The sequence below is a fragment of the Sulfuricurvum sp. PD_MW2 genome, from assembly GCF_002633015.1.
Lineage (GTDB): Bacteria > Campylobacterota > Campylobacteria > Campylobacterales > Sulfurimonadaceae > Sulfuricurvum.
The window spans coordinates 12573-34146 of sequence record NZ_NSIU01000018.1; the positions used below are offsets into that span (position 1 = coordinate 12573).

Sequence of the window (21574 nt, forward strand, 5' to 3'; positions counted from 1 at the left end):
TATGCTAACTTCGATTATCACCGTCTATACGTTTTATATTTTTGTACGACTCTATGTGAGTGTCATGCAAATCGGCTACATCAATCAAATCAAGCGCAAAGGTGCTGTTTTGATGGGTGAGCGTGAATACCTCGATGCAGCTGGGTATGCCGTAGCCAAAGAGAAACTCTCTATGGCCGAAGCGTTTGTTGAGTATCTCCTTTTCCTCGTCTGGATCGGCGGTATGATGGCATGGTTGGATGCCGCATTTCTGTCGCAATCGCCTATGGTTCAAACGATCGGTGCGGTTATGGGACTGATACTGATCAATACCCTTTTAACCTTGCCTTTTGGATGGATTTCAAAGTTTAAAATCGATCAAAAGTACGGATTCAACCGTTCAAGTATCGGACAATTTATCAAAGATACCCTGATTAGCATGGTATTAAGCCTCGTTTTCGGCTCATTGGTAGTATGGGCGGTCGCATCGATTATCGGTTCCAATCAGATGTGGTGGTTATGGAGTTTTGCATTTATCATGAGCGTGGTGATTGCGATCAATATGTTTTTTCCGACGATACGTGCCTTGTTTTTCGACAAAGTGACACCGCTGGAAAACGGTGAATTACGTGAAAAAATCGAAGAACTCATGGCAAAAACAGGATTCGTGAGCAGCGGAATATTCGTGAGTGATGCAAGCAAACGGGATGCCAGATTGAATGCCTATTTCGGTGGAATCGGAAAAACAAAACGGGTGGTTTTATTTGATACGTTGATCCAAAAACTGACTCCTGCCGAGCTTATAGCGGTATTAGGGCATGAACTCGGGCATTTTGCACACGGTGATTTGTACAAAAATATCGCGATGGTAGGGGCGATGCTCTTTGGAATGTTTGCCCTTTTTGGCAACCTTCCCGAAACCCTGTATATGGAACTAGGTGTTTCGCAAAGTCCGCAGGTCATTATGATGCTCTTTATTCTGTTGCTTCCGGTTGTAAGCTTTTTTATTATGCCGTTATTTGGGATGATGAGCCGCCACAACGAATACGAAGCGGATCGTACCGGATCAGAATTGGGGGGTGCGGAACATTTGGTCAATGCCCTCAAAAAACTGGTGAGTGAGAACAAAAGTTTCCCTCTCTCTCATCCGCTATACCGTTTTTTCCACACGACCCATCCGCCGGTTGTTGATCGGCTTCGGGCATTGGGATACGATATTCATCTCAATACCTCAGATGAGGGATACGCTGATCCATGTCCAAACGATTAAAAGAGCTTCACGAAGAGATTACCCAATCTCTTGTAGGAATCGTTGAATTTCCTCGTCGCGAAGCAGAGTTACTATTGATGGCGTATCTTCAAAAAGATCAGCTCTATTTCATCACCCATCAAGATGATCTCATTGATGAAAACGATCCCTCATTGTGTGAATGGATCGCAAAGCGGTGTGCTAACGTCCCTTTGGAGTATTTGACCAATCGGGTCAGTTTTTACAGTGAGACGTTTTACATCGATGATGGTGCATTGATCCCAAGACCTGAGACGGAACATTTGATTGATGAAGTACTGGCACGTGTTTCGCCTAACGATGCAATAACAATTGTCGAAGTAGGAGTAGGGAGCGGAATTATCTCGATTATGCTGGCATCCCATCTGCCAAAAGCCCGTTTTATCGCTGTTGATATTTCTCCCAAAGCATTGGCGGTTGCACGGCGCAATATTGAGAAATTTAATCTCTCCCATCGGATTGAACTGCGAGAAGGTGATCTTCTCTCATGTGTAACCGAGCCGATTGATCTGCTGGTCTCCAACCCACCCTATATTGCCGATGATGCACCGCTCGAATCCAATCTCTCGTATGAGCCGCAAAATGCCCTTTTCGGGGGTGAAATTGGAGATGAGATTATACGCCGTTTATTGGATGAAGTGATTGTACGACGTATACCGATGTTTGTCTGTGAAATGGGGTACGATCAACGTTTCAAAGTGCAGGAATATCTCAAACCATTTTCGATACAATCGTTGGAATTTTACAAAGATTTAGCCTCGTTGGATCGGGGATTTGTATTAAAGGCTTTACATGCATAGAAAAGTTATTTTCGATATCACGTATCTTTTATTGATTGCTATGACCGCTGGCGCGGTTTTTGTATTAGGAGCATTTGTTGCTGCGGTCGTATTTCATTCCGAAGTCTATCTCTCTGTTCCGTTATTGTCCCGTTATGAAGAGGGGAAAATTATGGGCGAGATTTTTCGACGCTTTACCTATTGGGCTTATTTTATGAGTGTTGTCATTGCCGTTTATGAAGTGGCTCGTTACAAAGTGATGCAGATTGATAAAATTGCCATTCTGAGTGCATTGGGTTCGATCGGAACATTGTTGCTATTCAGTGCGGTTTATACCCCAAAAATTTTAGAGTACCAAACACGTGGAGAATTGGCAATCGATGACTCGTTTGAAGCGCTTCATAAAGCCAGTGAGATCGATTTCAAAATTTTATTAGTGATGTTGCTGATTCTTTTTGGTCGTAGAGCTTACCTGATGGCGGTGAAAAAATGATTCGATTTGAAAATGTCACCAAACGCTTTGGCAAACGTGAGATTTTACGGGGAGTAAATCTTGAGATTGAGCAGGGGAAAACGACGGTCATTTTCGGCGTATCCGGCGGCGGCAAATCAACGATCATCAAACACATGGTCGGGTTGCTCAAACCCGATAGCGGAACGATTACTTACAAGGGAACCAATATCGATAATGCGGATGAAGCAACTCTACGAGAGATACGGAAAAAGATCGGATTTCTTTTTCAAAGTGGAGCGCTGTTTGATAGTATGAACATTCGAGAGAACGTGGCATTTCCAATGAATGAACACCAAAAACTCACGGCAAAAGAACTCGAGTATAAAATCGATGAAAAATTGCGAATGGTAGGATTGGATCCGGAAATCGTCAAAACTCTGTATCCGGAAGAATTGAGCGGCGGAATGCGCAAACGGGTAGGTCTTGCCCGTACTCTTGCACTGGAACCGGAGGTAATCTTATACGACGAACCGACCTCCGGATTGGATCCTGTTACGAGTGACTTTATTACCCAAATGATTTGCCGATTGCGTGATGAGATCGGAATGACCTCTATTTTGATCAGTCATGATATTGCGGAGAGTTTTAAAGCGGGTGATAACTACGCAATGCTGTTTGAAGGTAAAATCGTTGAATCGGGGGACAAAGAGTCGTTTCGAAATTCAACCAATGAAGTGGTTCAGCAGTTTATACACGCCCGCTCAAACGGACCGATTGCGTTTCACTAACGCCCTCCGAACTTCTTCGTCCACCACTCTTGCGGAGTGAGGGTTTTTTCTCGCAAATACTCTTCATCGAAATTAAATTCGTATTGAGAACAATATTCCAAAAGCAGGGCGTATGCTTCATTGATCTGGGTGCTCATGGCATGTGCCGTTGCTTCATCATCAGGGTGCTTATCCGGATGCCATTGCTGCATCATTTTTTTATAGCGTGTTTTGATATCGGAGAGGGTGGCTTTATCGCTCAGGCCAAGGAGCGTTTTGGCCTTGATGAGCGCGTCGGAGGAGAGCATGGAAAGAGAGATTAATCTCTTTGTTGGCGCATAAACGTTGGAACGTCTAAGAAATCTTCGGTATAGTCACCGTTAGCAACCATACGTGCAGCTGGACGAGCAACAACACGTGGTTGTGCTACGGTTGCGGTTGCCGCTACAGCTTCTTTGTTTTCAAATTCGCAGTTATTGATCCCCATTGATGCTTTTTTCTCAAAACCGGTTGCTACAAGGGTAATGCGGATGAAGTCTTTTGGCAATGACTCATCGGTAGTGGTTCCGAAAATAACATCCGCAGCTTCATCAACACTGTTGTGGACAACATCCATCGCTGCTGAGAGTTCCATGAACGGGAATTCAGGATGCATACTGAAGTGAACCAATACTCCAAGTGCACCGTTAACTGACATATTATCAAGCAACGGAGATTCGATAGCGTTTTTGATCGCTTCGTAGGCGGCATTTTCCCCTTTGTATTCGCCCACACCCATGAGAGCTAACCCACGGTGGCTCATAACGGTTTGTAAGTCGGCAAAGTCAAGGTTGATATCGTTGTCACCGCTTGCGAGGATAACACCCGATGTTCCGCTAACGGCGCGAGCAAGTACGCTGTCAACGATTTTAAAGCTCTCTTTGATTCCGAGTTTCGGATCAATGATCGAGAGAAGTTTGTCATTCGGGATAACAACGATACAATCAGATTCATTTTTCAATTCTTGAAGGCCGTCTTCCGCCAATTTGAGACGTTTTTTACCCTCAAATGAGAATGGTTTTGTAACAACCGCAATCGTCAATGCACCTACTTCTTTTGCACATTTTGCAATAATCGGTGCGGCACCCGTACCTGTACCGCCCCCTAGACCGGCTGCTACGAAAACGATATCTGCACCGCTGAGTACACGTGCCAAATCTTCATAACTCTCCAATGCAGATTCTTTACCGATTTCCGGCTTCATCCCTGCACCCAAACCTTTAGTGAGTTTTGCACCGAGTTGAACTTTTGTTGCGGCTGATCCTTGCTCTAAAACCTGCGCATCAGTATTGGCAATGATGAGTTCAATGCCCGGAATTTGCTCTCTGAGCATATACCCGATCATATTACCGCCGCCGCCGCCGACACCGACTGCTACGATACGAGCTCCTGTAAGAGTTGTTGATTCTTCAATTGAAAATGGTTCCATGCTTGCTCCTTGACGTGATTAAAATAGTTGAGTTGCCCAGTTCCAAAACTTGGAAATGGGGTTTGGTTGATCGCTCTGTACTGACTTGTTGGAGCCAATATTGACCATTTTTGTTGTTTCTGCAATCTTCTCATCCTTCGCCGGCGGCGTTGTAGCTGCCGGTGCAGGAGTTGAAGATGCAGGAGGGGTGACAGTGTCGAATTTTGGTGCTTCTTCAACAGCAGATACGGATGAAGCAGGATGTTGCTGTGTTCCCATATCTTCACTGGCATGGCGCATGCGTCGATTGACATCGATTTCATAGGCAGTATATCCATCTGCCATGTATTTGATCAGACCGACTGCACCGGAGTATGAAGGATCTCGAAGGGTATCAAAAAGCCCTCCGACATCTGCAGGTTTTGCAAGGCGAACCGGCATATTGTCTAAAATAGCGACCGCAAGTTCACGCAACCCTTCGATTTTTGTAAAACCGCCGGTAAGAACTACACCGGCTCCCATATGCTCTTTAAGACCGCTTTTTTCAATCGATTGTGCAATGATCATCAGCGTCTCTTCCACACGCGCGTAAATAACGTTATGGACAACTTCGAGGGAGACTTCGTGGCTGGATGTTTCATCACCGATGACCGGGAGTTCAATTAAATCATTGCTTGGCGCATAAAGCGAACCGTAGTTGATTTTGACATTATCCGCAGTATGAAGAGGAGTATGTAATGCCATAGAGAGGTCATTGGTGATGTGGTTAGAACCGACTCCCAAAAAGTCGTTGTAACGAATCGCGTGTCCTGAATGGATAACGATGTTGCTCGTATTTCCGCCCATATCGACAACGGCCGCACCGAGTTCTTTCTCATCGGCATTCAAGACTGCAATGGCAGAGGCATAGCCGCTGAGTACAACGCTTTCTACTTCAACTCCTGCTGCTTTTACCGCTTTTCGCAGATTGTTAAGATTGCTTTTTTGCGTGGTGATAATGTGTGTTTCTACTTCGAGGCGAGAGGCATTCATTCCAAGCGGATCTTCGATGAAATCTTGATCGTCTACTTTGAAGTTGTACGGAAGCGCATGAAGTACTTCAAATTCATTCGGTATGTTTGCATTGTAGAGGGAGGTATGCATAACACGTTGAATTTCGTTGAGGGTGATCTCTTTATTCGGGATATTGACGATACCGCTCGAGTTTAGGCTTTTTGTATAGGCTCCGGAGATACTGACGATAGCACTTCGCAGTTCAGTACCTGCAACTCGTTTGGCATCGTTAAGTGCACTTTTAATCGATTTGCTTGCAAGCTCGATATTAGTGATACTCCCTTTTCGAAGCCCTTGTGCTTTTGAGATACCGGCTCCGATGATTGTAGCATTGTTCTCATCGTCGATTTCGGCGATGAGTGCACAAACTTTTGTTGAGCCGATATCAATGGCTAAAACGGTTCGTTTCAAATCAAATCCCCTCTACATAGATTTCAACGGGGTATTTGCTTTCAAGTGTTTTGAGTAAACCTTGATCTAACAAATTCCCTTTGAATTTAAGTACGGCATTCCCATCCGCTAATGTTTTATCTTGAAGCAACTTTTGTTCCAAAACGTTATACATAATAACATTTCCGCTCTCCAAAGTAATAAAACCTTGTTTTTGTTTGGATGCAAACAGTTTTGTTAAAAACTCTGATCCCTCAGGTGCGCTTAAACCGGCGATTTTTTCACTATCTTTGCGTGTGATAAAATCCGTTGAAGTGCCGATGAATGTTTTATAGCTGTTTTGAGCCAATTCTTGAAGTTTGGATTTTTTTGCTTCATTCATATAAAGCGCGATAACATCCGTTTTAGCTTCGTCAAATGTTTTTGATCGTGATGGATTCATTTTGTCTAACTTGACAATGATATAGTCATTACCGACTTTGCGGGGTTTGAGAAATTGTTTTTGTTCATTGAGACTCATGATCTCTTTGGTAAGTTCAGGATCGAATGTTGAGGTTTCAGCACTCATGGTTGCTTTAGAAGGAGTCATTCCGGCTTTTAGTGCGCCTTTTTTGTAGTCGATGTAAAGACGAAGCGCCTCTTTCTCGGTTGCTTTGTCGTTGAGTGCCGCTACAATCGTGTTTTGTGCTTCAGCAGGGGTTAATATTTTCCCTGATGGATCTTTGAGCAGTTGACGATTGGTATCGTAATAATCGCTGATCTCTTTTGCTGTCGGTACTGTTGTCAGTGATTTTTGTGTCACGTAGCTAATTTCATAACTTGGTGCAGTTTTGAACTCTTTTTGATTTTTTTCCCAAAGCGCTTTTAATTCCGCTTCGGTTGGTGACAATGAAATCATACCCGGGGTTAAAATTTTGTAACTGATTTTATCGGCAACACCGAGTGCATTGGCCAAAGCGTTTGTTTCGATAGGTTTGGTTCCGGAAGACAAAAGATAGAGCGTTTTTTGGATCAATAGCTCTTTTTTCATCGATTCTTCGTACTCTTTGATGCTTAAATGATTTTGTTTCAATGCTTCGGCATACACCGCTTTGTCAAACGTACCGTCTTTAGCAAAAACGCTTTGCGATTTAATGACATTCCAAAGTTCATCATCCGTTACGATCAATCCGTAACTTTTTGCAAGGTTCAAAATCAATGCTTGGTTAACGAGTTGGCGAAGTGCTTGACGTTGAAGACCAAACTGCTGGGCTTGTTTTTCATCCAATTTTCCTTGAAAGAGCTGGTTGTATTGGTTGAAAATATTGGTGTAGCTTTTTTGAAGTTCGGCTGATGTGATAGAAATATCACCCACTTTGGCAACGGCGCCCGCTTTATCTCCGTAACTGTACTGTCCCCATCCGACAAATCCTGCTCCGATAAAAGCGATAGTGGAGATCCAAATGGTAATCACCAAGTATTTGCGATGGCGCTGCATCCAAGTAATCATATTAAACGATCCTGTTGTAAAATTCAGATATTCTATTCACTTTACCATTAAACTTGGATGAAAATGGAAGAGAGCTAACAAATGTTAGCATAAAAAAATGCAATTTTAGGGGTTTTTTAATGAATAATGTTGAAATTTCATCGCGGGATCTAAACGTTTTGTGGCATCCGTGTACACAAATGAAAGATCATGAAACAATCCCGTTAACCCCAGTATCAAAGGCATACGGTGTCTATTTGGAAGATTTTGAAGGAAATCGGGTCATTGATGCGATCAGCAGCTGGTGGGTCAATCTTTTTGGGCATTGCAACCCCTATATCAATCAAAAAATCAAAGAGCAGTTAGAAGTTCTCGAACACGTCATATTGGCGGGATTTACCCACGAGGGGATCGTACGTCTTTCTGAACGGCTTGTCGGACTTGCTCCGGATGGGCTAACACGCTGTTTTTATGCAGACAACGGTTCGAGTGCGATAGAAGTTGCTCTGAAAATGTCCTATCACTCCCACAAAAACAACGGAAAGGAGAAAGGGCTTTTTGTTTCGCTCAGTGAGAGTTATCACGGAGAGACGTTGGGAGCATTATCGGTTGGTGATGTTGCGTTGTACAAAGAGACGTACGAGCCTCTTTTGATCCGATCGATTCAAACTCCTTCTCCTGAAAATCAAAGTGTTGAAGCTGCTTTGGCAGCGGCAAAACTTTTTGAAAATCTCTTAAAAGAAAATGCCGATGATATAGCGGCATTCATCGTTGAACCGCTGGTCCAGGGAGCAGGGGGGATGAGAATGTATCATCCGATCTTTTTGCACGAAGCCAAACGATTGTGTGAAGAATATGGCGTCCATTTTATCGCCGATGAAATTTTGGTCGGATTCGGACGGACAGGGAGTATGTTTGCGTGTCAACAAGCAGAGATAACACCCGATTTTTTAGTTCTATCCAAAGGGCTTACAGGCGGCTATTTGCCGCTATCCGTCGTACTAACAAATGAAAATATTTATAACTCGTTTTACTGTGATTACAATCCGATCCGCTCGTTTTTGCACTCACACAGTTATACGGGAAATGCGTTGGCGTGCGCTGCAGCAAATGCGACTCTCGATATTTTTGAATCGCAAAACGTGATTGAAAATAACCGTAAAACGAGTGCGTTGATGGCTGATGAGCTAAAGCGTTTTGAATCCCGTCCAAAAGTCAAGGAAGTACGCCAGTGCGGGATGATTGCGGCGATAGAGTTAGAGAGTTTTGAAGCGCATGAACGTATCGGCCTGAAAATCCATCAATTGTGCCTGAAACGGGGGGTGTTGATACGACCGTTAGGGAGTGTGGTTTACGTCATGACCCCTTATGTCATTACATCCGATGAACTTACAAAAGTGTTTGATGCGATCGAATTTGCTTTGGATAACATTTAAAGGTGTTATTAGTGCGCTTAGGTTATCATAAGGGCTATTAAACCTAAAGGCCTTTTGTGCAAGAGATTCCTCATATTCCCGTACTGTATAGAGAAGTTCTTGAAGCATTTGCTCCTTGCAGCGATGGATGGGTTGTTGATTGTACGATGGGGTATGGAGGGCACTCTTCACTCCTGTTGGAAAACAATCCTGCGATATCGTTGATCGGAATTGACCAAGATCCTACCGCTATTGCTTTTTCGAGTAAACGTTTAGAACCTTTCGGAAAGCGTGTTGAGATCCGTCAAGGACGTTTTTCAGAGGTTGCGTCAGAAACGATAGCGCAATTCGGCGATAAAATTTGCGGTATTTTGGCCGATATAGGGGTGTCATCACTGCAATTGGATCAACGAGAGAGAGGATTTTCGTATGAAAGCGATACTCTCGATATGCGAATGAACCCCAATGCAGTGCTGAGCGCGTATGAGGTCGTGAATGAATATTCTCAGAGTGCTCTTGAGAGTATTTTGCGTGAATACGGGGAAGTGACAAACTCCCGAAAAGTGGCGGAAACGATTGTTCAGCGCCGTCCGTTTGCTTCGGCTAAAGAGCTTTCGAACGCGATTTTTCATCTGATGCCGAAGGGAAAAAAGATTCACCCCTCAACGCTTGTAATGCAGGCGATTCGGATCGAAGTCAACGATGAATTGGGTGAATTGACCCGGCTTCTCGATGCGATTGAGGCCTCCAAGATCAAAAAGCTTCGGGTGGCGATTATCACCTTTCATTCGCTTGAAGATCGGATTGTGAAAAATCGCTTTTCAAAATGGTCAAAAAACTGTATTTGTCCGGATGATGCAATGCGATGTACGTGCGGAAACAATCATGCGATCGGCAAAACCATTACCAAAAAGCCGTTGTGTGCGGCGGACGATGAATTGCGTGCAAATTCGCGAAGCCGAAGTGCGAAACTAAGAATATTTGAGATACGAAGAGATTGATAGGGTATGAGCGATAAACTTGATATTTTAGAAGAGACACAGCACATCATCAGCCCTGATGATTCGATGGGGCCTCTTTTTTTACGGAATGTATTCATCGGTATTTTTTTAGTACTGGTAGTCGTATTCCCGAAAATTTTTATTAACACTCAAATTTATTTTAAAAGTCGTGAAATTTCTACGTTGAGTCATGAACACGACTCTCTTTTGGAAGAAAACCGCTTGATCCGAGCAAAAGTTGAAGCTTTGAAATATAAAAGCCAAGTTTTGGATACACTTTTTTAAAACAACGACTTTATTAACCTCATTCCAATCAACTAAGAATAGTGGTGGTATAATCACCAACTTAAAATAGATCTTGTGTAGAGTCGATGTATAATCCCCAAACCATATAGATTTAAAATTTTGACAGAACGAGTGGGTGTGAGCCGTTTATTCATATTTTTGCTCATAGGAACTTTTGTAATCACACACGCAGCTGCATGGAGAGAATCAAAAAGTTTTATCCTCAAAAAAGATGAATTGGCTAAAATTCTGGTTAAAAGTGAAGGGCAAGAACGGCTCTTGAATTTTCGGTGGACCTTATACGCCGACAAAGCATTAGTTGTTCACGAAAGTTTTGATCGCTTCGTCGGTCAGCATGTTTTGTATGTCGGACATACAAATCAGAGCTTTCGTAAAGTACTTTTGAGTGCACAGAAAACTCAAAGGGACGTTCCCTATATAATAGTCGTATTTAAAAAATTTGATGACGGCAACAAAACCGCGCAGATGGATCTGTTTTTAATTGATAAAGAGAACCGGATTGTGTTGGATTATTTAACGAATAAGTGATGATTAGGTATGTTGGAAACTGTAGAAACCCTTATTGCTAAGTTGATTGATGAGGTTGATTATCCCCCCGCAGCGCATCTGTTTCAAAAACTCTCCGGCGGTAAACGACTCCGTGCACGCTTGATCCTCACCATTGCTCCCGAATCTGCTCAAGCTCCGTTGCTGGGAGCGATTGTCGAACTTATTCATGCGGCGAGTTTACTTCATGATGATGTAATCGATGAGGCACAATTGCGTCGAGGTGTCCCCTCTGTCAATGCTACCGAAGGATCAAAAACGGCGATTATGCTGGGTGATATTCTCTACTCCAAAGCGTTTAGTGAGCTTACCTCTTTTGACCCTCGTATCGCCCGCTCCGTCGCCGAATCGGTAACTCGCCTCTCAGTCGGAGAGATGATGGATGTAGGGATGGCAGAGCGTTTCAACAGTGATCGTGAACTGTATCTTAAAATGCTTTATCTGAAAACGGCGACCTTGATCGAAGCGTGTGCATACAGTGCGGCGATTTTGGCGGGGAAAGACGAAGAGGCATACGCCATATACGGTAAAAACTTAGGATTGGCGTTTCAAATTGTGGATGATATTCTCGATATTACCGCGGATGAAGCGACTCTTGGGAAACCTTCTCTGAATGATTTTTCGGAAGGGAAAGCGACTTTGCCGTACATCGATTTGTACAACAATCTCGATGAGAATGAAAAAACGCGTTTGATCGCCAATCATGCCAAGGTATTGGACGATGCAGAGAAAGGGTGGATTCGTTCCAAAATGGATGCGTTCGGAACGATTGAGCAATCGTACAGTTATGCAAGAGCATTGTGTGATGAAGCGATCGGTGCGATCGGTGATGACGCTGCCTTGCGTGCCATTATAGAAACTGTGATCAAAAGAAGTTACTGATGCATTATTTGATCGTTAGCTTTTCCCACAAAAACTCGACATTAGCCATACGTGAGAAACTTGCGTTTGTCGATGAAGCATCGCAGCTCAATGCGATGAAACAATTGAATGCAAGTCCGTACATCAGTGAATCGATGGTTCTTTCTACCTGTAACCGTGTTGAAGTATTTTGTAGCTGTAACGATACGGATGCGGCGAAAGAAGAACTTTTTTTTCTTTTGACAAAGCATTCGGGTTTGAGTCACACGGAACTCTATTCCCGTGCTGATATTTTTGACGATGAGGGGGGGATCCATCACCTCTTTAGTGTAGCGAGTTCACTCGATTCGATGGTTGTCGGGGAGACGCAGATATCCGGTCAGCTCAAAGACGCGTTCAAACTCTCGCAAGAGAACGGCTATTCGGCGCAAAAAATTGCCCGTGCAATGAACTATGCGTTTAAGTGTGCGGCAGAAGTGCGCAATGCAACGAATATCTCTTCAAAACCGGTATCGGTTGCGAGTGTAGCCATCGCAAAAGTAAAAGAGTCGCTAGGTGATGTAGCCGGTAAAAAAGCGTTGGTGATCGGTTCGGGTGAGATGTCTGTCATTACCTGTAAACATCTAAGTGCTCAGGGCGTTGATGTTACGATTATGAATCGGACATTTGAAAAAGCTGAGGCGATAGCGAAAGAGTGTAATGCCCGAGTGCGCTCGTATGAAGAACTTTTGTATGCTATTAATGAAAATGAGCTTTTATTTACTGCAACAGGCTCACTGACTCCGATTATCACGGAGGAGATGATTAAACCGACAACATTTGATCGATACTGGTTTGATATGGCGGTACCGCGAGACATCGAATGTGATCCATCGTTGTGGTCGATCAATCTTTTTTATGTAGATGATCTCAAAGAGATCGTTTCGGAAAACATTGCATTGCGTGAAGATGAAGCAAAACTCTCTTATGTGATTATTCGACGTCACGTAGCTCTCTTTTTTGAGTGGCTTAAAACTCTCTCCGTCGAGCCGTTAATTAAAAATATGTATCTCAAAGCATATGAAGCAGCGTTGCAAGAATCGAACAGAGTTATCGGCAACGGCTATATTCCAAAAGAGTATGAGACTGAACTTCATAAAGCAACTCTTCAAACATTAAAACGTTTCTTACATCCGTTTGCCGAAAGGATGCGTGATGGCTCTGATCCGATGCGGATCGATACTCTGATTGAAGCAATGAGCTTTTTAATGAATGAAGAAGATGGGGAAGATCTCTCTCAAAAATCTTGTAACTATTACCCTAAAGGAAAATAATGCGTTTTAGTAAAGCCTATATCCCAACCACCAAGGAAGCACCGAAAGATGCACAGCTTCCAAGTCATATTTATCTCTCTCGCGCCGGATTTGTGAGTCAGGTTGCAGCAGGATTGTATAATTTTTTACCGTTGGGAAAACGGGTATTACGTAAAATTGAAACGATCATTAATGAAGAGATGGCTGTGTGTGATGCACAAGAGGTCGATTTGAGTTTTGTTACTCCGGCTGAACTATGGGAAGAGAGTGGCCGTATAGAGAAATTTGGTAAAGAGCTATTGCGATTTCGTGATCGCAAAGAGAACCTTTTTGTTCTTGGGCCGACCCATGAAGAGATGATGGTGAATATCGTACGCAATCGTGTCACCAGTTACAAACAGCTTCCGCTCAATCTCTATCAGATCAAAACCAAATTTCGTGATGAAGCACGTCCAAGATTTGGACTAATGCGCGGACGGGAATTTGTGATGAAAGATGGCTACAGTTTTCACGCGTCTACTGAAGATTTGGATCGCGAATTTGATGCGATGGAAGCAGCATACAAACGTATTTTGGAGCGTTTGGGATTGGAATTTCGTATTGTCGAAGCCGATAGCGGTGCTATCGGCGGGACAGGTTCAAAAGAGCTAATGGTATTAGCAGGAAGCGGTGAAGATACTCTTGCCGTGTGTGATACCTGTGAATATGGAGCCAATGTCGAAGCCGCACGCCGAGCACAGCGTACTGATATACCGGAAGCGCCGAGTGCTGATTTTGCCCGTTTTAGAACACCGAATATCAAATCAATCGATGATTTGAGCAATTTCTTCCATGTAGATCCGTACTATACTCTCAAAGCGGTAGTCCAACGTGCGGTTTATATCGAGGGGAGTGAATTGGTTTGTTTCTTTGTTCGCGGATGTGACGAACTTCAAGAGGTCAAAGCTCGTAATAGTATCGGAGCGATCGATTTAGTAGATGCAACGGAAGCAGAGTTGATCGAGATAGGTCTTGTTCCGGGATTCATGGGGCCGCTTGATCAAGATAAAATTCGTATCGTGATGGATAATGATACTAAAAATGCAACATCGATGATCTGCGGTGCGAATGAAGCGGATTATCATTTTGTCGGTGTTGATCTCTCTGTTATGCATGAAGCGCACTTCGCCGATCTCGCAAGTGTCCAAGAGGGGGATGGATGTCCCCACTGTAACGGTAAAATCCTCCATACTAAAGGGATTGAAGTCGGACATATCTTCAAACTCGGTACCGTTTACTCCGCACCGCTGAAAGCAGAATTTTTGGATGAAAACGGTCGTGCTCAGCCGTTTATCATGGGAACGTACGGTATGGGTGTCAGCCGTTTGGTTGCTGCGGTAATCGAGCAGCATCATGACGAAAAAGGGTGTATCTGGACACCTGCTACCGCTCCGTATTTGGTAAATATTATGGTTTCCAATATCAAAGAAGAGAGCCATATGGCGTATGCAGAAGAGTTGTATGCGACGCTTCAAAAAAATGGTACGGAAGTGATTCTTGATGATCGTAAAGAACGTTTCGGCTTCAAGATGTCTGATGCTGAGTTGATCGGATTTCCATTTACGATCATTATTGGAAAAGAGCTAGATAATGGATCGGTTCAGATTATGATTCGTGCTACTCGTGAGATCATTACGGTTGATGCATCTGAAGTCATTTCAAAAATCGGAGAACTTTGTAAATGATCTATTTTTTGATCTATCTCTTCGCAGAAGTAATTTTAACGGTTGAAGTTGCTTCTCGAATTGGTGGATTAGCGATGTTTTTGGAGATTGTCGGCAGTGCATTTTTTGGAGTTTTCATTTTGATGAATTTCCGCCATGCATTGGCTGAAAATCTTGATGCGTTGCGGACACGACAAATTGATATGCAGGGATTTTCGAATCGTAATATCTCCGGATTGCTGGGATCGCTTCTTTTGATTCTTCCCGGAGTCTTAACGGATATTATCGGTATGGTGATGCTACTTTCCCTCTTAGGAACATTGCTCATTAACCGTTTTACGAGAAAATACCCTACAGAAAATACCACACAAACCCCACAAAAGGATGATTATGTTATTGATGCAGAAATTATCGACGATACTCGCTCTCTCCGCTAGTCTTATGGCCGCTACCGATGCGGAGGTTATTGCTTTTCTAAAAAAAGGGATTGGTGGCAATCCGAATATTTCAAATTTGCAGATTGAAGTAAACGGGAAGAAAAATCTCCCCTCAATGAGTGGATGGCAAGCCTATTTTATGACGATCGAAGCGGATGTAAAACAAGGTAATGATATACGTCATATCAACCAAAACGGTACCTATTTTGTCAATGGCAATGTGATTGCGCCTGAGTTGATTAATGTAAAAACCAGTGAACGTTACAACGATACGGTAGCCCCTGATTTTAGTAATTCATTTTATACCAAAAGCAACCGTATAAGTGGAGATGCAGATGCCCCGAATAAAGTAGCAATTTTTTCTGATCCGCTTTGTCCGTTTTGCCGCCGTTACGTTCCGGAAGCACTTACGTATATGATGAAGTATCCTAAAGTATTCTCTGTTTATTATTACCATTTTCCGCTCTCAGGGCTTCATCCGGCTGCTGTGACATTGACAAAAGCTGCGATTGCCGCAGAACAAGGTGGAACGGATAACACCATTTTAGGATTGTATAAAGTTGATATCAATGCCAGTGAACGGGATGAACAAAAAATTCTGAATGCATTTAACAAAACATTCGGAACAAAGATAGACAAAGATGATATTCGCCGCTCATCGGTACTAAAACAATTTGAATTTGATCAAAAAGTGGCAAGTTCAATGATGGTAGCCGGAACACCAACGGTGTTTGTGAACGGTCAAAAAGATGCGTCTAAAAATAAATACAAAGAGATCAAGGTTAAATAATTCATGAAAAAACTCACCATTGCAACACGCGGAAGCAAACTCGCACTTTGGCAATCCAACCATATCAAATCGCTTATTGAATCAAATTTCAAAGATGTCGAAGTAGAACTCAAAATTATCATTACATCGGGAGATAAAATTTTGGATGTTCCGTTGGCGAAAATCGGAGGGAAAGGGTTGTTTCTAAAAGAGATTGAGGAATCAATGCTTCGCGGTGAAGCACAGATGGCAGTCCATTCCCTCAAAGATGTCCCTACGGTGATGCCAGAGGGGTTATTACTCTCTGCTATTACATTGCGCGAAGATGTCCGAGATGCGATGTTGAGTGAAAAATATCCTGATATCCAGTCTCTTCCTCAGGGTGCCGTTGTCGGGACATCGTCATTACGCCGCCGTATGCAGTTGATCAAAGAGCGTCCTGATTTAGTCATCAAAGATCTGCGGGGCAATGTTGATACCCGAATTCGAAAACTGAAAGAGGGTGAATTTGATGCAATCATTTTAGCTGCAGCAGGGATCAACCGTTTGGGCTTTTGTGATTTGGTACACTATTTTTATCCCATCTCTTTGGATGAAATGCTTCCTGCAATGGGGCAAGGTGCTTTGGGGATTGAAACGGTCAATGAGCCGTGGGTATTGGAAATTGCCAAGTTTTTAGAAGATGAGAATAGCCGTATTGAAACAACCATTGAACGTGGATTTGTCGATACGCTGCAAGGGGGATGTCAGGTTCCGATCGGTGTGAGTGCGCGAGTACAGCCAAATGGTGAAGTGATTGTTCGCTCTACACTTGGCATGCCCGATGGTTCTGAGGTAATGGGCGAAGAGGTTGTAGTGTCCAAAGATAACACCCAAGGGGTTGGGGAAGCGATGGCACAGCGATTGATTGAAAAAGGGGCGTTGGAATTATTGCAACGTGCCGAAGCTATGGCAAATAAAGGTTAAGTCGTGACATTGAAAAAAACGATTGATCTACTCCAAAATAACGGCGAACTTCGTATCATCGATACGCCGTTGGATATAAATCTTGAAATTCCTCATCTTGCGTACGCCGAAGTCAAAAAGCATGATGGCGGAAAAGCTCTTTTATTTACCAATCCAATTGATAAAGCGACGGGGCAAAAGTTTGAAATACCTGTTGTAATGAATCTGTTTGGATCGTACCGCCGTACCGAACTTCTTTTTGGCCGTGATGTCGAAGGGGTTGCGAGCGAAATTGAAAAACTGCTTCATATGAAGCCTCCGCAAGGGTTCAAAGAGAAAATCGGAATGCTTGGAGATCTGTTTTCGATGAAAGATATTTTTCCGAAAAAACTTCCAAAACGGGGAAGCTGCCAAGAGATTGTGAAGCAAGGCGATGAAGTTAATCTATACGATTTACCGGTTTTAACTACATGGGAAGAAGACGGCGGACCGTTTATCACGATGGGGCAGGTTTATACCCAAAGTTTGAACGGAGAAGTGGTCAATCTTGGGATGTATCGTTTGCAGGTATACGACAAAAATCATTTGGGTATGCATTGGCAGATACATAAAGACTCATCTCACTTTTTTGATCAATATCAGCGTGCGGGTAAAAAAATGCCTGTTTCTATCGCTATCGGAGGCGATCCTCTTTATACGTGGTGTGCAACCGCTCCATTGCCGTATGGGGTCAATGAACTACTCTTGTACGGATTAATTAAAAAAGAGTCTCCGAAGCTTGTGGAATCATTGACGACACCGTTGTACATACCCGAAGATGTTGACTTTGTGATCGAAGGATGGGTTGATACGGCAAAACTTCGAGAAGAGGGGCCTTTTGGAGATCACACAGGGTACTATACACTAAAAGAGTATTATCCTGAGTTGGAAGTGACTGCAATCACTCATCGCAAAGATCCATATTATTTGGCCACGGTTGTCGGAAAACCGCCACTGGAAGATAAATATATGGGATGGGCGACGGAGCGCATTTTCTTGCCGTTACTCAAAACCAATGCGGCTGATTTGATCGATTATCATATGCCGGAAAACGGTGTATTTCACAACCTTATTTTGGCAAAAATGAAACCGCTTTACAAAGGGCATGCAAAACAGTTTATGCATATTTTTTGGGGCTCGGGTCAAATGAGTTTTGTAAAACATGCCTTGTTTTTTGGCGAAGATGCACCGAAACTCAATAACTACGAAGCACTGGTTACCTATGCTCTCAATCGATTCTTGCCAAAATGCCTCTTTGTCTCAGAAGGGATTACCGATGCTTTGGATCACTCGAGTCCGGAGAGTTTAGTCGGAGGAAAATTGGGAATTGATTTTACAGCATCGTATTCACCTGTAGCACCGGAGAGTATTGACAGTTCTACTTTACTCGAACAAATCCGTTCAGTGATTCCTGAAGTCACAGGGGTGACGCAGTATATGCGTCATACGGCGAATCCGATTACTGTAGTGAGTGTACAAAAGCAACGTTCGCTTAGAAATGTATTCGGTGCATTGGAATCTTTAAATAGGTATTTGAGAATCGTTATTTTTGTTGATGAAGCAAAAAATGATATTCATAATCCGTATATGCTGCTATGGCGGGTTACCAACAATATGGACGCGGCGAGAGATTTGTACCGTTCAGAATCGATTGTGGCGATTGATGGAACAACCAAAACAACTGTAGACGGATTTGAACGTGAATGGCCTGGAGATGTAGAATGCACACCTTCTGTGGTCGAACGTTTGAGAACATTAGGGCTTTGGGATTTAGATCAAAAATTAGAGAAAAAATATCAGCTCTAAACGGAATTTTTCCTTCTTTAGGGCTGTTTAGATTAAGCAATTTATTATTATTGCTAATGTAGTATTAACCAATTCAGTTAAAATAGGATATAGAATTTATGCATACTTTTTCTGCTGCAGTCGTGATAACACTTTTAGCCGGCTCGTGTGCACTTAATGCAGCTACCTACAAAGGGCAGAAAATCTACATAGAAACATGTAAAGAGTGCCATGGCGGAGGGCAAGCATTGGCTGCGTCAAAAAAACAGCGAGAATGGAAAAAAATTATGGATAATAATGGGGATCAACTCGCCCAAATCCATTTAAATTCTAAAAAAGCAGAGCCTGCGTGGGAATATTTTAATAACCGTGTATACTCTAAAAATGCAAAACATCTTGAAGATTTTTTAGTCGAATATGCCAAAGATAGCGGTAACGTTCCCGCCTGTAATTAACTCTTCTTCGACATTACCTGTAATAGGTAATGTTTTCTAAACCAAACTTCGCTAAAATCCCCTTATTAATTACTATTCGGAGACACCATGGAAAAGATGTGGTCGGGACGTTTTACACAAGATGCGTCAACTTTATTGGAAAAATTTAATGCTTCGATCATGTTTGATCAAAAACTTTACAGAGAAGATATCGAAGGATCAATTGCACATGCGAAAATGCTGGCACATCAAGGAATTCTAACGAATGAAGAGTGTGCTTTAATCGAATCAGGGATGGCACAAGTAAAAGAGGAGATCGAATCGGGCGTATTTGAATGGAAAATTGCCGATGAAGATTTGCATATGGCGATTGAAAAACGGCTTACTGCGATCATTGGAGAAGCAGGAAAAAAACTCCATACAGCCCGTAGTCGTAACGATCAGGTAGCTCTTGATTTCCGCCGATACGTACTTCGTAAAAATCTTGAAATTGTGGGACATATCAAAGCATTGATGAATGTGATTGTCGACATCGCGCGTGAGCATACGACGACACTGCTTCCGGGGATGACCCATTTGCAGCATGCACAACCGATCAATTTTGGCTTTCATCTCTTAGCGTATGCTTCTATGTTAAAACGTGACGTTGAGCGTTTTGAAAGCTCTGCTGAGCGTAACAATATCTCTCCGATCGGATGTGCGGCTCTAGCCGGCACACCGCATAATATCAATCGAGAGATGACAGCTAAGATATTAGGCTTTGATTCAGTCAGCGTAAACTGTCTTGATACCGTCAGTGATCGTGATTTTGCTTTGGAAATTTTGTTCAATATTTCGACATTGATGATGCATATTTCCCGTTTGGCTGAAGAGATTATCCTTTGGTCGAGTTATGAGTTCCGTTTCGTAGAACTCTCAGATGAATACTCTACCGGTAGTTCTATCATGCCGCAAAAGAAAAACCCGGACGTCCCTGAATTGCTTCGCGGTAAAACAGGGCGTGTTTTCGGAAATCTGATGGGGCTTTTAACCGTTATGAAAGGGTTGCCTCTTGCGTATAACAAAGATACCCAAGAAGACAAAGAGGGAGTATTCGACAGCGTTGAAACAGCCGAGATTTCATTAGAGATTCTCCGTGAAGCGCTCAAAACAATGACCGTAAAACCGCATAACATGGAAAAAGCGTGTAAGCTCGGTCATCTCTCCGCCACCGATTTGGCCGATTATTTGGTTGAGCATTGCGGGGTACCGTTCCGTGAAGCACACCACATTACAGGTCGTGCAGTTGCCCGTGCCGAAGTATTGGGAATCGATTTAAGCGATATAGCCTACAGTGAGCTTCACGCGATTGACAACCGAATCAAAGAAGATGTGATCGGCTTCTTGGCAATCAAACATTCAATGAATGCCCGTATTTCTCAAGGCGGTACGGCAGAAGTACGTACGCTAGAGCAAATTCTCTATTTTGACCATTATCTTAAGGATGTAAAATGAAAATAGTTGTATCTCATCAAGACGCAATGCGTTTTGAAGCAAAAACGGAAAAAGGGAGTTTTATCATCGATTGCCCTCAGGTCTCTCCGATTGAGTATTTTTTGAGCGGATTGATCGGATGTACCGCGACCGATATCGTCATGCTCCCCCAAAAAAGTGGAAATAGCGTCAAAAATTTGAGTGTTTCAGGAGAAGTTGTTCGCAACGAAACCCCGCCGAGAAAATTCAATACATTGCATTTGGAATACAGCTTTGATTCGGATGCTGATGATACTACTGCAGCTCGTTGGGTGATGGCGAGTGTTGAGACTTATTGTTCAACAATCAATACGATCCGTGATACTACAAAAATAACCTATACGATTATTCATAATGGCAATGTAATTCGTGAAAATGAAGAGATGATCAGTGGCGGAGGCAACAGCGTCGATTTTGGCTCACTTCAAGGGTGTAATGCCTAAGGATTAAAAGAAATCCTTAGGATCGGCGTCTGCAAAATGACCCCATTTGAGCTTTGCTCCGCCGAGGATATGAAAGTGTAAATGTCCCACTTCCTGTCCACCGTTTTCTCCGATATTGGTGATAATACGATATCCGCTCTCTTTGATTCCTACCGTACTCGCTACTTCTTGCATAAATGTCGTCATACGTCCCATAAGCTCTGATGGAATGTCGTTAAAGCTTTGGTAGTGCTCTTTTGGGATCGCCAAAACATGAACAGGCGCTTTTGGATTAATGTCATGAAACGCATAAAATTCTTCGTTTTCGGCAACGGCATTTGATGGGATTTCTTTATTAATTATTTTGCAGAAAATGCACATTGTAAACCTTTTTTTTTATGCTATTGTAGCACATGGAAGATCGCTTGAAGCTATTTATAAAAGAGATTTGACTACAATATCCACTAAATTGAAAGCACTTT

Annotated in this window: 23 protein-coding genes; 18 read left to right on the forward strand and 5 right to left on the reverse strand. The window is 42.9% G+C overall.

The features are described 5' to 3' along the window. Position 1: 1 nt before the first annotated feature. Genes CJD30_RS08550 through CJD30_RS08565 form a run of 4 tightly spaced genes read left to right on the forward strand, consistent with a single transcriptional unit; the run spans position 2 to position 3288 of the window. Entirely contained in the window at positions 2-1249 is a 1248-nt protein-coding gene (locus CJD30_RS08550) for a M48 family metallopeptidase (RefSeq protein WP_294918341.1), read from the forward strand. After that, positions 1234-2067, forward strand: a complete 834-nt coding sequence (gene prmC / locus CJD30_RS08555; protein WP_294918343.1) for a peptide chain release factor N(5)-glutamine methyltransferase — start codon at positions 1234-1236, stop codon at positions 2065-2067. The genes CJD30_RS08550 and prmC overlap by 16 nt, the downstream gene beginning before the upstream one ends. After that, complete coding sequence (locus tag CJD30_RS08560; protein WP_294918345.1) at positions 2060-2539, forward strand: DUF4149 domain-containing protein; 480 nt, start codon at positions 2060-2062, stop codon at positions 2537-2539. The genes prmC and CJD30_RS08560 overlap by 8 nt, the downstream gene beginning before the upstream one ends. Further along, positions 2536-3288, forward strand: coding sequence for an ABC transporter ATP-binding protein (locus CJD30_RS08565; RefSeq protein ID WP_294918347.1), 753 nt, complete (start codon positions 2536-2538; stop codon positions 3286-3288). The genes CJD30_RS08560 and CJD30_RS08565 overlap by 4 nt, the downstream gene beginning before the upstream one ends. Here CJD30_RS08565 and CJD30_RS08570 read toward each other — a convergent pair. Genes CJD30_RS08570 through CJD30_RS08585 form a run of 4 tightly spaced genes read right to left on the reverse strand, consistent with a single transcriptional unit; the run spans position 3285 to position 7646 of the window. Next, the gene (locus CJD30_RS08570) at positions 3285-3575 is read right to left on the reverse strand and encodes a J domain-containing protein (protein WP_294918349.1); all 291 of its coding nucleotides are present in this window, start codon (positions 3573-3575) and stop codon (positions 3285-3287) included. The two genes, CJD30_RS08565 and CJD30_RS08570, sit on opposite strands and share 4 nt — an antisense overlap. Before the next feature lie 11 nt (positions 3576-3586). After that, entirely contained in the window at positions 3587-4735 is a 1149-nt protein-coding gene (gene ftsZ, locus CJD30_RS08575) for a cell division protein FtsZ (RefSeq protein ID WP_294918351.1), read from the reverse strand. A gap of 18 nt (positions 4736-4753) precedes the next feature. Continuing rightward, positions 4754-6178, reverse strand: a complete 1425-nt coding sequence (gene ftsA / locus CJD30_RS08580) for a cell division protein FtsA (RefSeq protein WP_294918353.1) — start codon at positions 6176-6178, stop codon at positions 4754-4756. A gap of 1 nt (position 6179) precedes the next feature. Then, a complete protein-coding gene (locus CJD30_RS08585) occupies positions 6180-7646 on the reverse strand; it encodes a peptidylprolyl isomerase (protein ID WP_294918355.1) in 1467 nt (488 codons plus the stop codon). Between the two features lie 119 nt (positions 7647-7765). On the opposite strand from CJD30_RS08585, the gene CJD30_RS08590 reads away from it, so the two are divergent. The 14 genes from CJD30_RS08590 (at position 7766) to CJD30_RS08655 (ending at position 21113) form a co-directional block, all read left to right on the forward strand. Then, on the forward strand, positions 7766-9061 hold the full coding sequence (locus CJD30_RS08590) for an adenosylmethionine--8-amino-7-oxononanoate transaminase (RefSeq protein ID WP_294918356.1): 1296 nt from the start codon (positions 7766-7768) through the stop codon (positions 9059-9061). A 56-nt stretch (positions 9062-9117) separates the two neighbouring features. After that, positions 9118-10041 (forward strand): 16S rRNA (cytosine(1402)-N(4))-methyltransferase RsmH, encoded by a 924-nt coding sequence (gene rsmH / locus CJD30_RS08595; RefSeq protein ID WP_294918358.1) that lies wholly within the window; start codon positions 9118-9120, stop codon positions 10039-10041. A 6-nt stretch (positions 10042-10047) separates the two neighbouring features. Next, complete coding sequence (locus CJD30_RS08600) at positions 10048-10326, forward strand: hypothetical protein (protein WP_294918360.1); 279 nt, start codon at positions 10048-10050, stop codon at positions 10324-10326. Positions 10327-10464: 138 nt separating this feature from the next. Next, entirely contained in the window at positions 10465-10875 is a 411-nt protein-coding gene (locus CJD30_RS08605; RefSeq protein WP_294918362.1) for a hypothetical protein, read from the forward strand. 9 nt (positions 10876-10884) lie between these two features. Further along, positions 10885-11775 (forward strand): polyprenyl synthetase family protein, encoded by an 891-nt coding sequence (locus CJD30_RS08610; protein ID WP_366722936.1) that lies wholly within the window; start codon positions 10885-10887, stop codon positions 11773-11775. Then, positions 11775-13067 (forward strand): glutamyl-tRNA reductase, encoded by a 1293-nt coding sequence (hemA, locus tag CJD30_RS08615; protein WP_294918363.1) that lies wholly within the window; start codon positions 11775-11777, stop codon positions 13065-13067. The genes CJD30_RS08610 and hemA overlap by 1 nt, the downstream gene beginning before the upstream one ends. Continuing rightward, positions 13067-14770 (forward strand): proline--tRNA ligase, encoded by a 1704-nt coding sequence (locus CJD30_RS08620; RefSeq protein WP_294918364.1) that lies wholly within the window; start codon positions 13067-13069, stop codon positions 14768-14770. The genes hemA and CJD30_RS08620 overlap by 1 nt, the downstream gene beginning before the upstream one ends. Continuing rightward, entirely contained in the window at positions 14767-15186 is a 420-nt protein-coding gene (locus tag CJD30_RS08625) for an FxsA family protein (protein ID WP_294918365.1), read from the forward strand. The genes CJD30_RS08620 and CJD30_RS08625 overlap by 4 nt, the downstream gene beginning before the upstream one ends. Next, the gene (locus CJD30_RS08630; RefSeq protein WP_294918367.1) at positions 15140-15976 is read left to right on the forward strand and encodes a thioredoxin domain-containing protein; all 837 of its coding nucleotides are present in this window, start codon (positions 15140-15142) and stop codon (positions 15974-15976) included. Before CJD30_RS08625 ends, CJD30_RS08630 begins: the two co-directional genes overlap by 47 nt. 3 nt (positions 15977-15979) lie before the next feature. Then, entirely contained in the window at positions 15980-16921 is a 942-nt protein-coding gene (gene hemC, locus CJD30_RS08635) for a hydroxymethylbilane synthase (RefSeq protein WP_294918369.1), read from the forward strand. Positions 16922-16930: 9 nt separating this feature from the next. Further along, positions 16931-18745, forward strand: coding sequence for a menaquinone biosynthesis decarboxylase (locus tag CJD30_RS08640; protein ID WP_294918385.1), 1815 nt, complete (start codon positions 16931-16933; stop codon positions 18743-18745). A gap of 98 nt (positions 18746-18843) precedes the next feature. Continuing rightward, the gene (locus CJD30_RS08645) at positions 18844-19179 is read left to right on the forward strand and encodes a cytochrome c (protein WP_294918371.1); all 336 of its coding nucleotides are present in this window, start codon (positions 18844-18846) and stop codon (positions 19177-19179) included. Positions 19180-19266: 87 nt separating this feature from the next. Then, positions 19267-20652 carry an argininosuccinate lyase gene (gene argH / locus CJD30_RS08650; RefSeq protein ID WP_294918372.1) on the forward strand — a complete coding sequence of 462 codons (1386 nt, stop codon included), beginning with the start codon at positions 19267-19269 and terminating at the stop codon, positions 20650-20652. Beyond that, the gene (locus CJD30_RS08655; protein WP_294918373.1) at positions 20649-21113 is read left to right on the forward strand and encodes an OsmC family protein; all 465 of its coding nucleotides are present in this window, start codon (positions 20649-20651) and stop codon (positions 21111-21113) included. Before argH ends, CJD30_RS08655 begins: the two co-directional genes overlap by 4 nt. Before the next feature lie 3 nt (positions 21114-21116). Here CJD30_RS08655 and CJD30_RS08660 read toward each other — a convergent pair whose 3' ends face one another. Continuing rightward, complete coding sequence (locus CJD30_RS08660) at positions 21117-21473, reverse strand: histidine triad nucleotide-binding protein (protein ID WP_294918374.1); 357 nt, start codon at positions 21471-21473, stop codon at positions 21117-21119. Between the last annotated feature and the right edge of the window lie 101 nt (positions 21474-21574).

Bases quoted from the DNA above. Each gene is read 5' to 3' on its own strand.
- CJD30_RS08550 (WP_294918341.1), top strand. From the start codon at position 2: ATGCTAACTTCGATTATCACCGTCTATACGTTTTATATTTTTGTACGA.
- prmC (WP_294918343.1), top strand. From the start codon at position 1,234: ATGTCCAAACGATTAAAAGAGCTTCACGAAGAGATTACCCAATCTCTT.
- CJD30_RS08560 (WP_294918345.1), top strand. From the start codon at position 2,060: ATGCATAGAAAAGTTATTTTCGATATCACGTATCTTTTATTGATTGCT.
- CJD30_RS08565 (WP_294918347.1), top strand. From the start codon at position 2,536: ATGATTCGATTTGAAAATGTCACCAAACGCTTTGGCAAACGTGAGATT.
- CJD30_RS08570 (WP_294918349.1), bottom strand. From the start codon at position 3,575: ATGCTCTCCTCCGACGCGCTCATCAAGGCCAAAACGCTCCTTGGCCTG.
- ftsZ (WP_294918351.1), bottom strand. From the start codon at position 4,735: ATGGAACCATTTTCAATTGAAGAATCAACAACTCTTACAGGAGCTCGT.
- CJD30_RS08585 (WP_294918355.1), bottom strand. From the start codon at position 7,646: ATGATTACTTGGATGCAGCGCCATCGCAAATACTTGGTGATTACCATT.
- CJD30_RS08590 (WP_294918356.1), top strand. From the start codon at position 7,766: ATGAATAATGTTGAAATTTCATCGCGGGATCTAAACGTTTTGTGGCAT.
- CJD30_RS08600 (WP_294918360.1), top strand. From the start codon at position 10,048: ATGAGCGATAAACTTGATATTTTAGAAGAGACACAGCACATCATCAGC.
- CJD30_RS08610 (WP_366722936.1), top strand. From the start codon at position 10,885: ATGTTGGAAACTGTAGAAACCCTTATTGCTAAGTTGATTGATGAGGTT.
- hemA (WP_294918363.1), top strand. From the start codon at position 11,775: ATGCATTATTTGATCGTTAGCTTTTCCCACAAAAACTCGACATTAGCC.
- CJD30_RS08620 (WP_294918364.1), top strand. From the start codon at position 13,067: ATGCGTTTTAGTAAAGCCTATATCCCAACCACCAAGGAAGCACCGAAA.
- CJD30_RS08625 (WP_294918365.1), top strand. From the start codon at position 14,767: ATGATCTATTTTTTGATCTATCTCTTCGCAGAAGTAATTTTAACGGTT.
- CJD30_RS08630 (WP_294918367.1), top strand. From the start codon at position 15,140: ATGTTATTGATGCAGAAATTATCGACGATACTCGCTCTCTCCGCTAGT.
- hemC (WP_294918369.1), top strand. From the start codon at position 15,980: ATGAAAAAACTCACCATTGCAACACGCGGAAGCAAACTCGCACTTTGG.
- CJD30_RS08645 (WP_294918371.1), top strand. From the start codon at position 18,844: ATGCATACTTTTTCTGCTGCAGTCGTGATAACACTTTTAGCCGGCTCG.
- argH (WP_294918372.1), top strand. From the start codon at position 19,267: ATGGAAAAGATGTGGTCGGGACGTTTTACACAAGATGCGTCAACTTTA.
- CJD30_RS08655 (WP_294918373.1), top strand. From the start codon at position 20,649: ATGAAAATAGTTGTATCTCATCAAGACGCAATGCGTTTTGAAGCAAAA.
- CJD30_RS08660 (WP_294918374.1), bottom strand. From the start codon at position 21,473: ATGTGCATTTTCTGCAAAATAATTAATAAAGAAATCCCATCAAATGCC.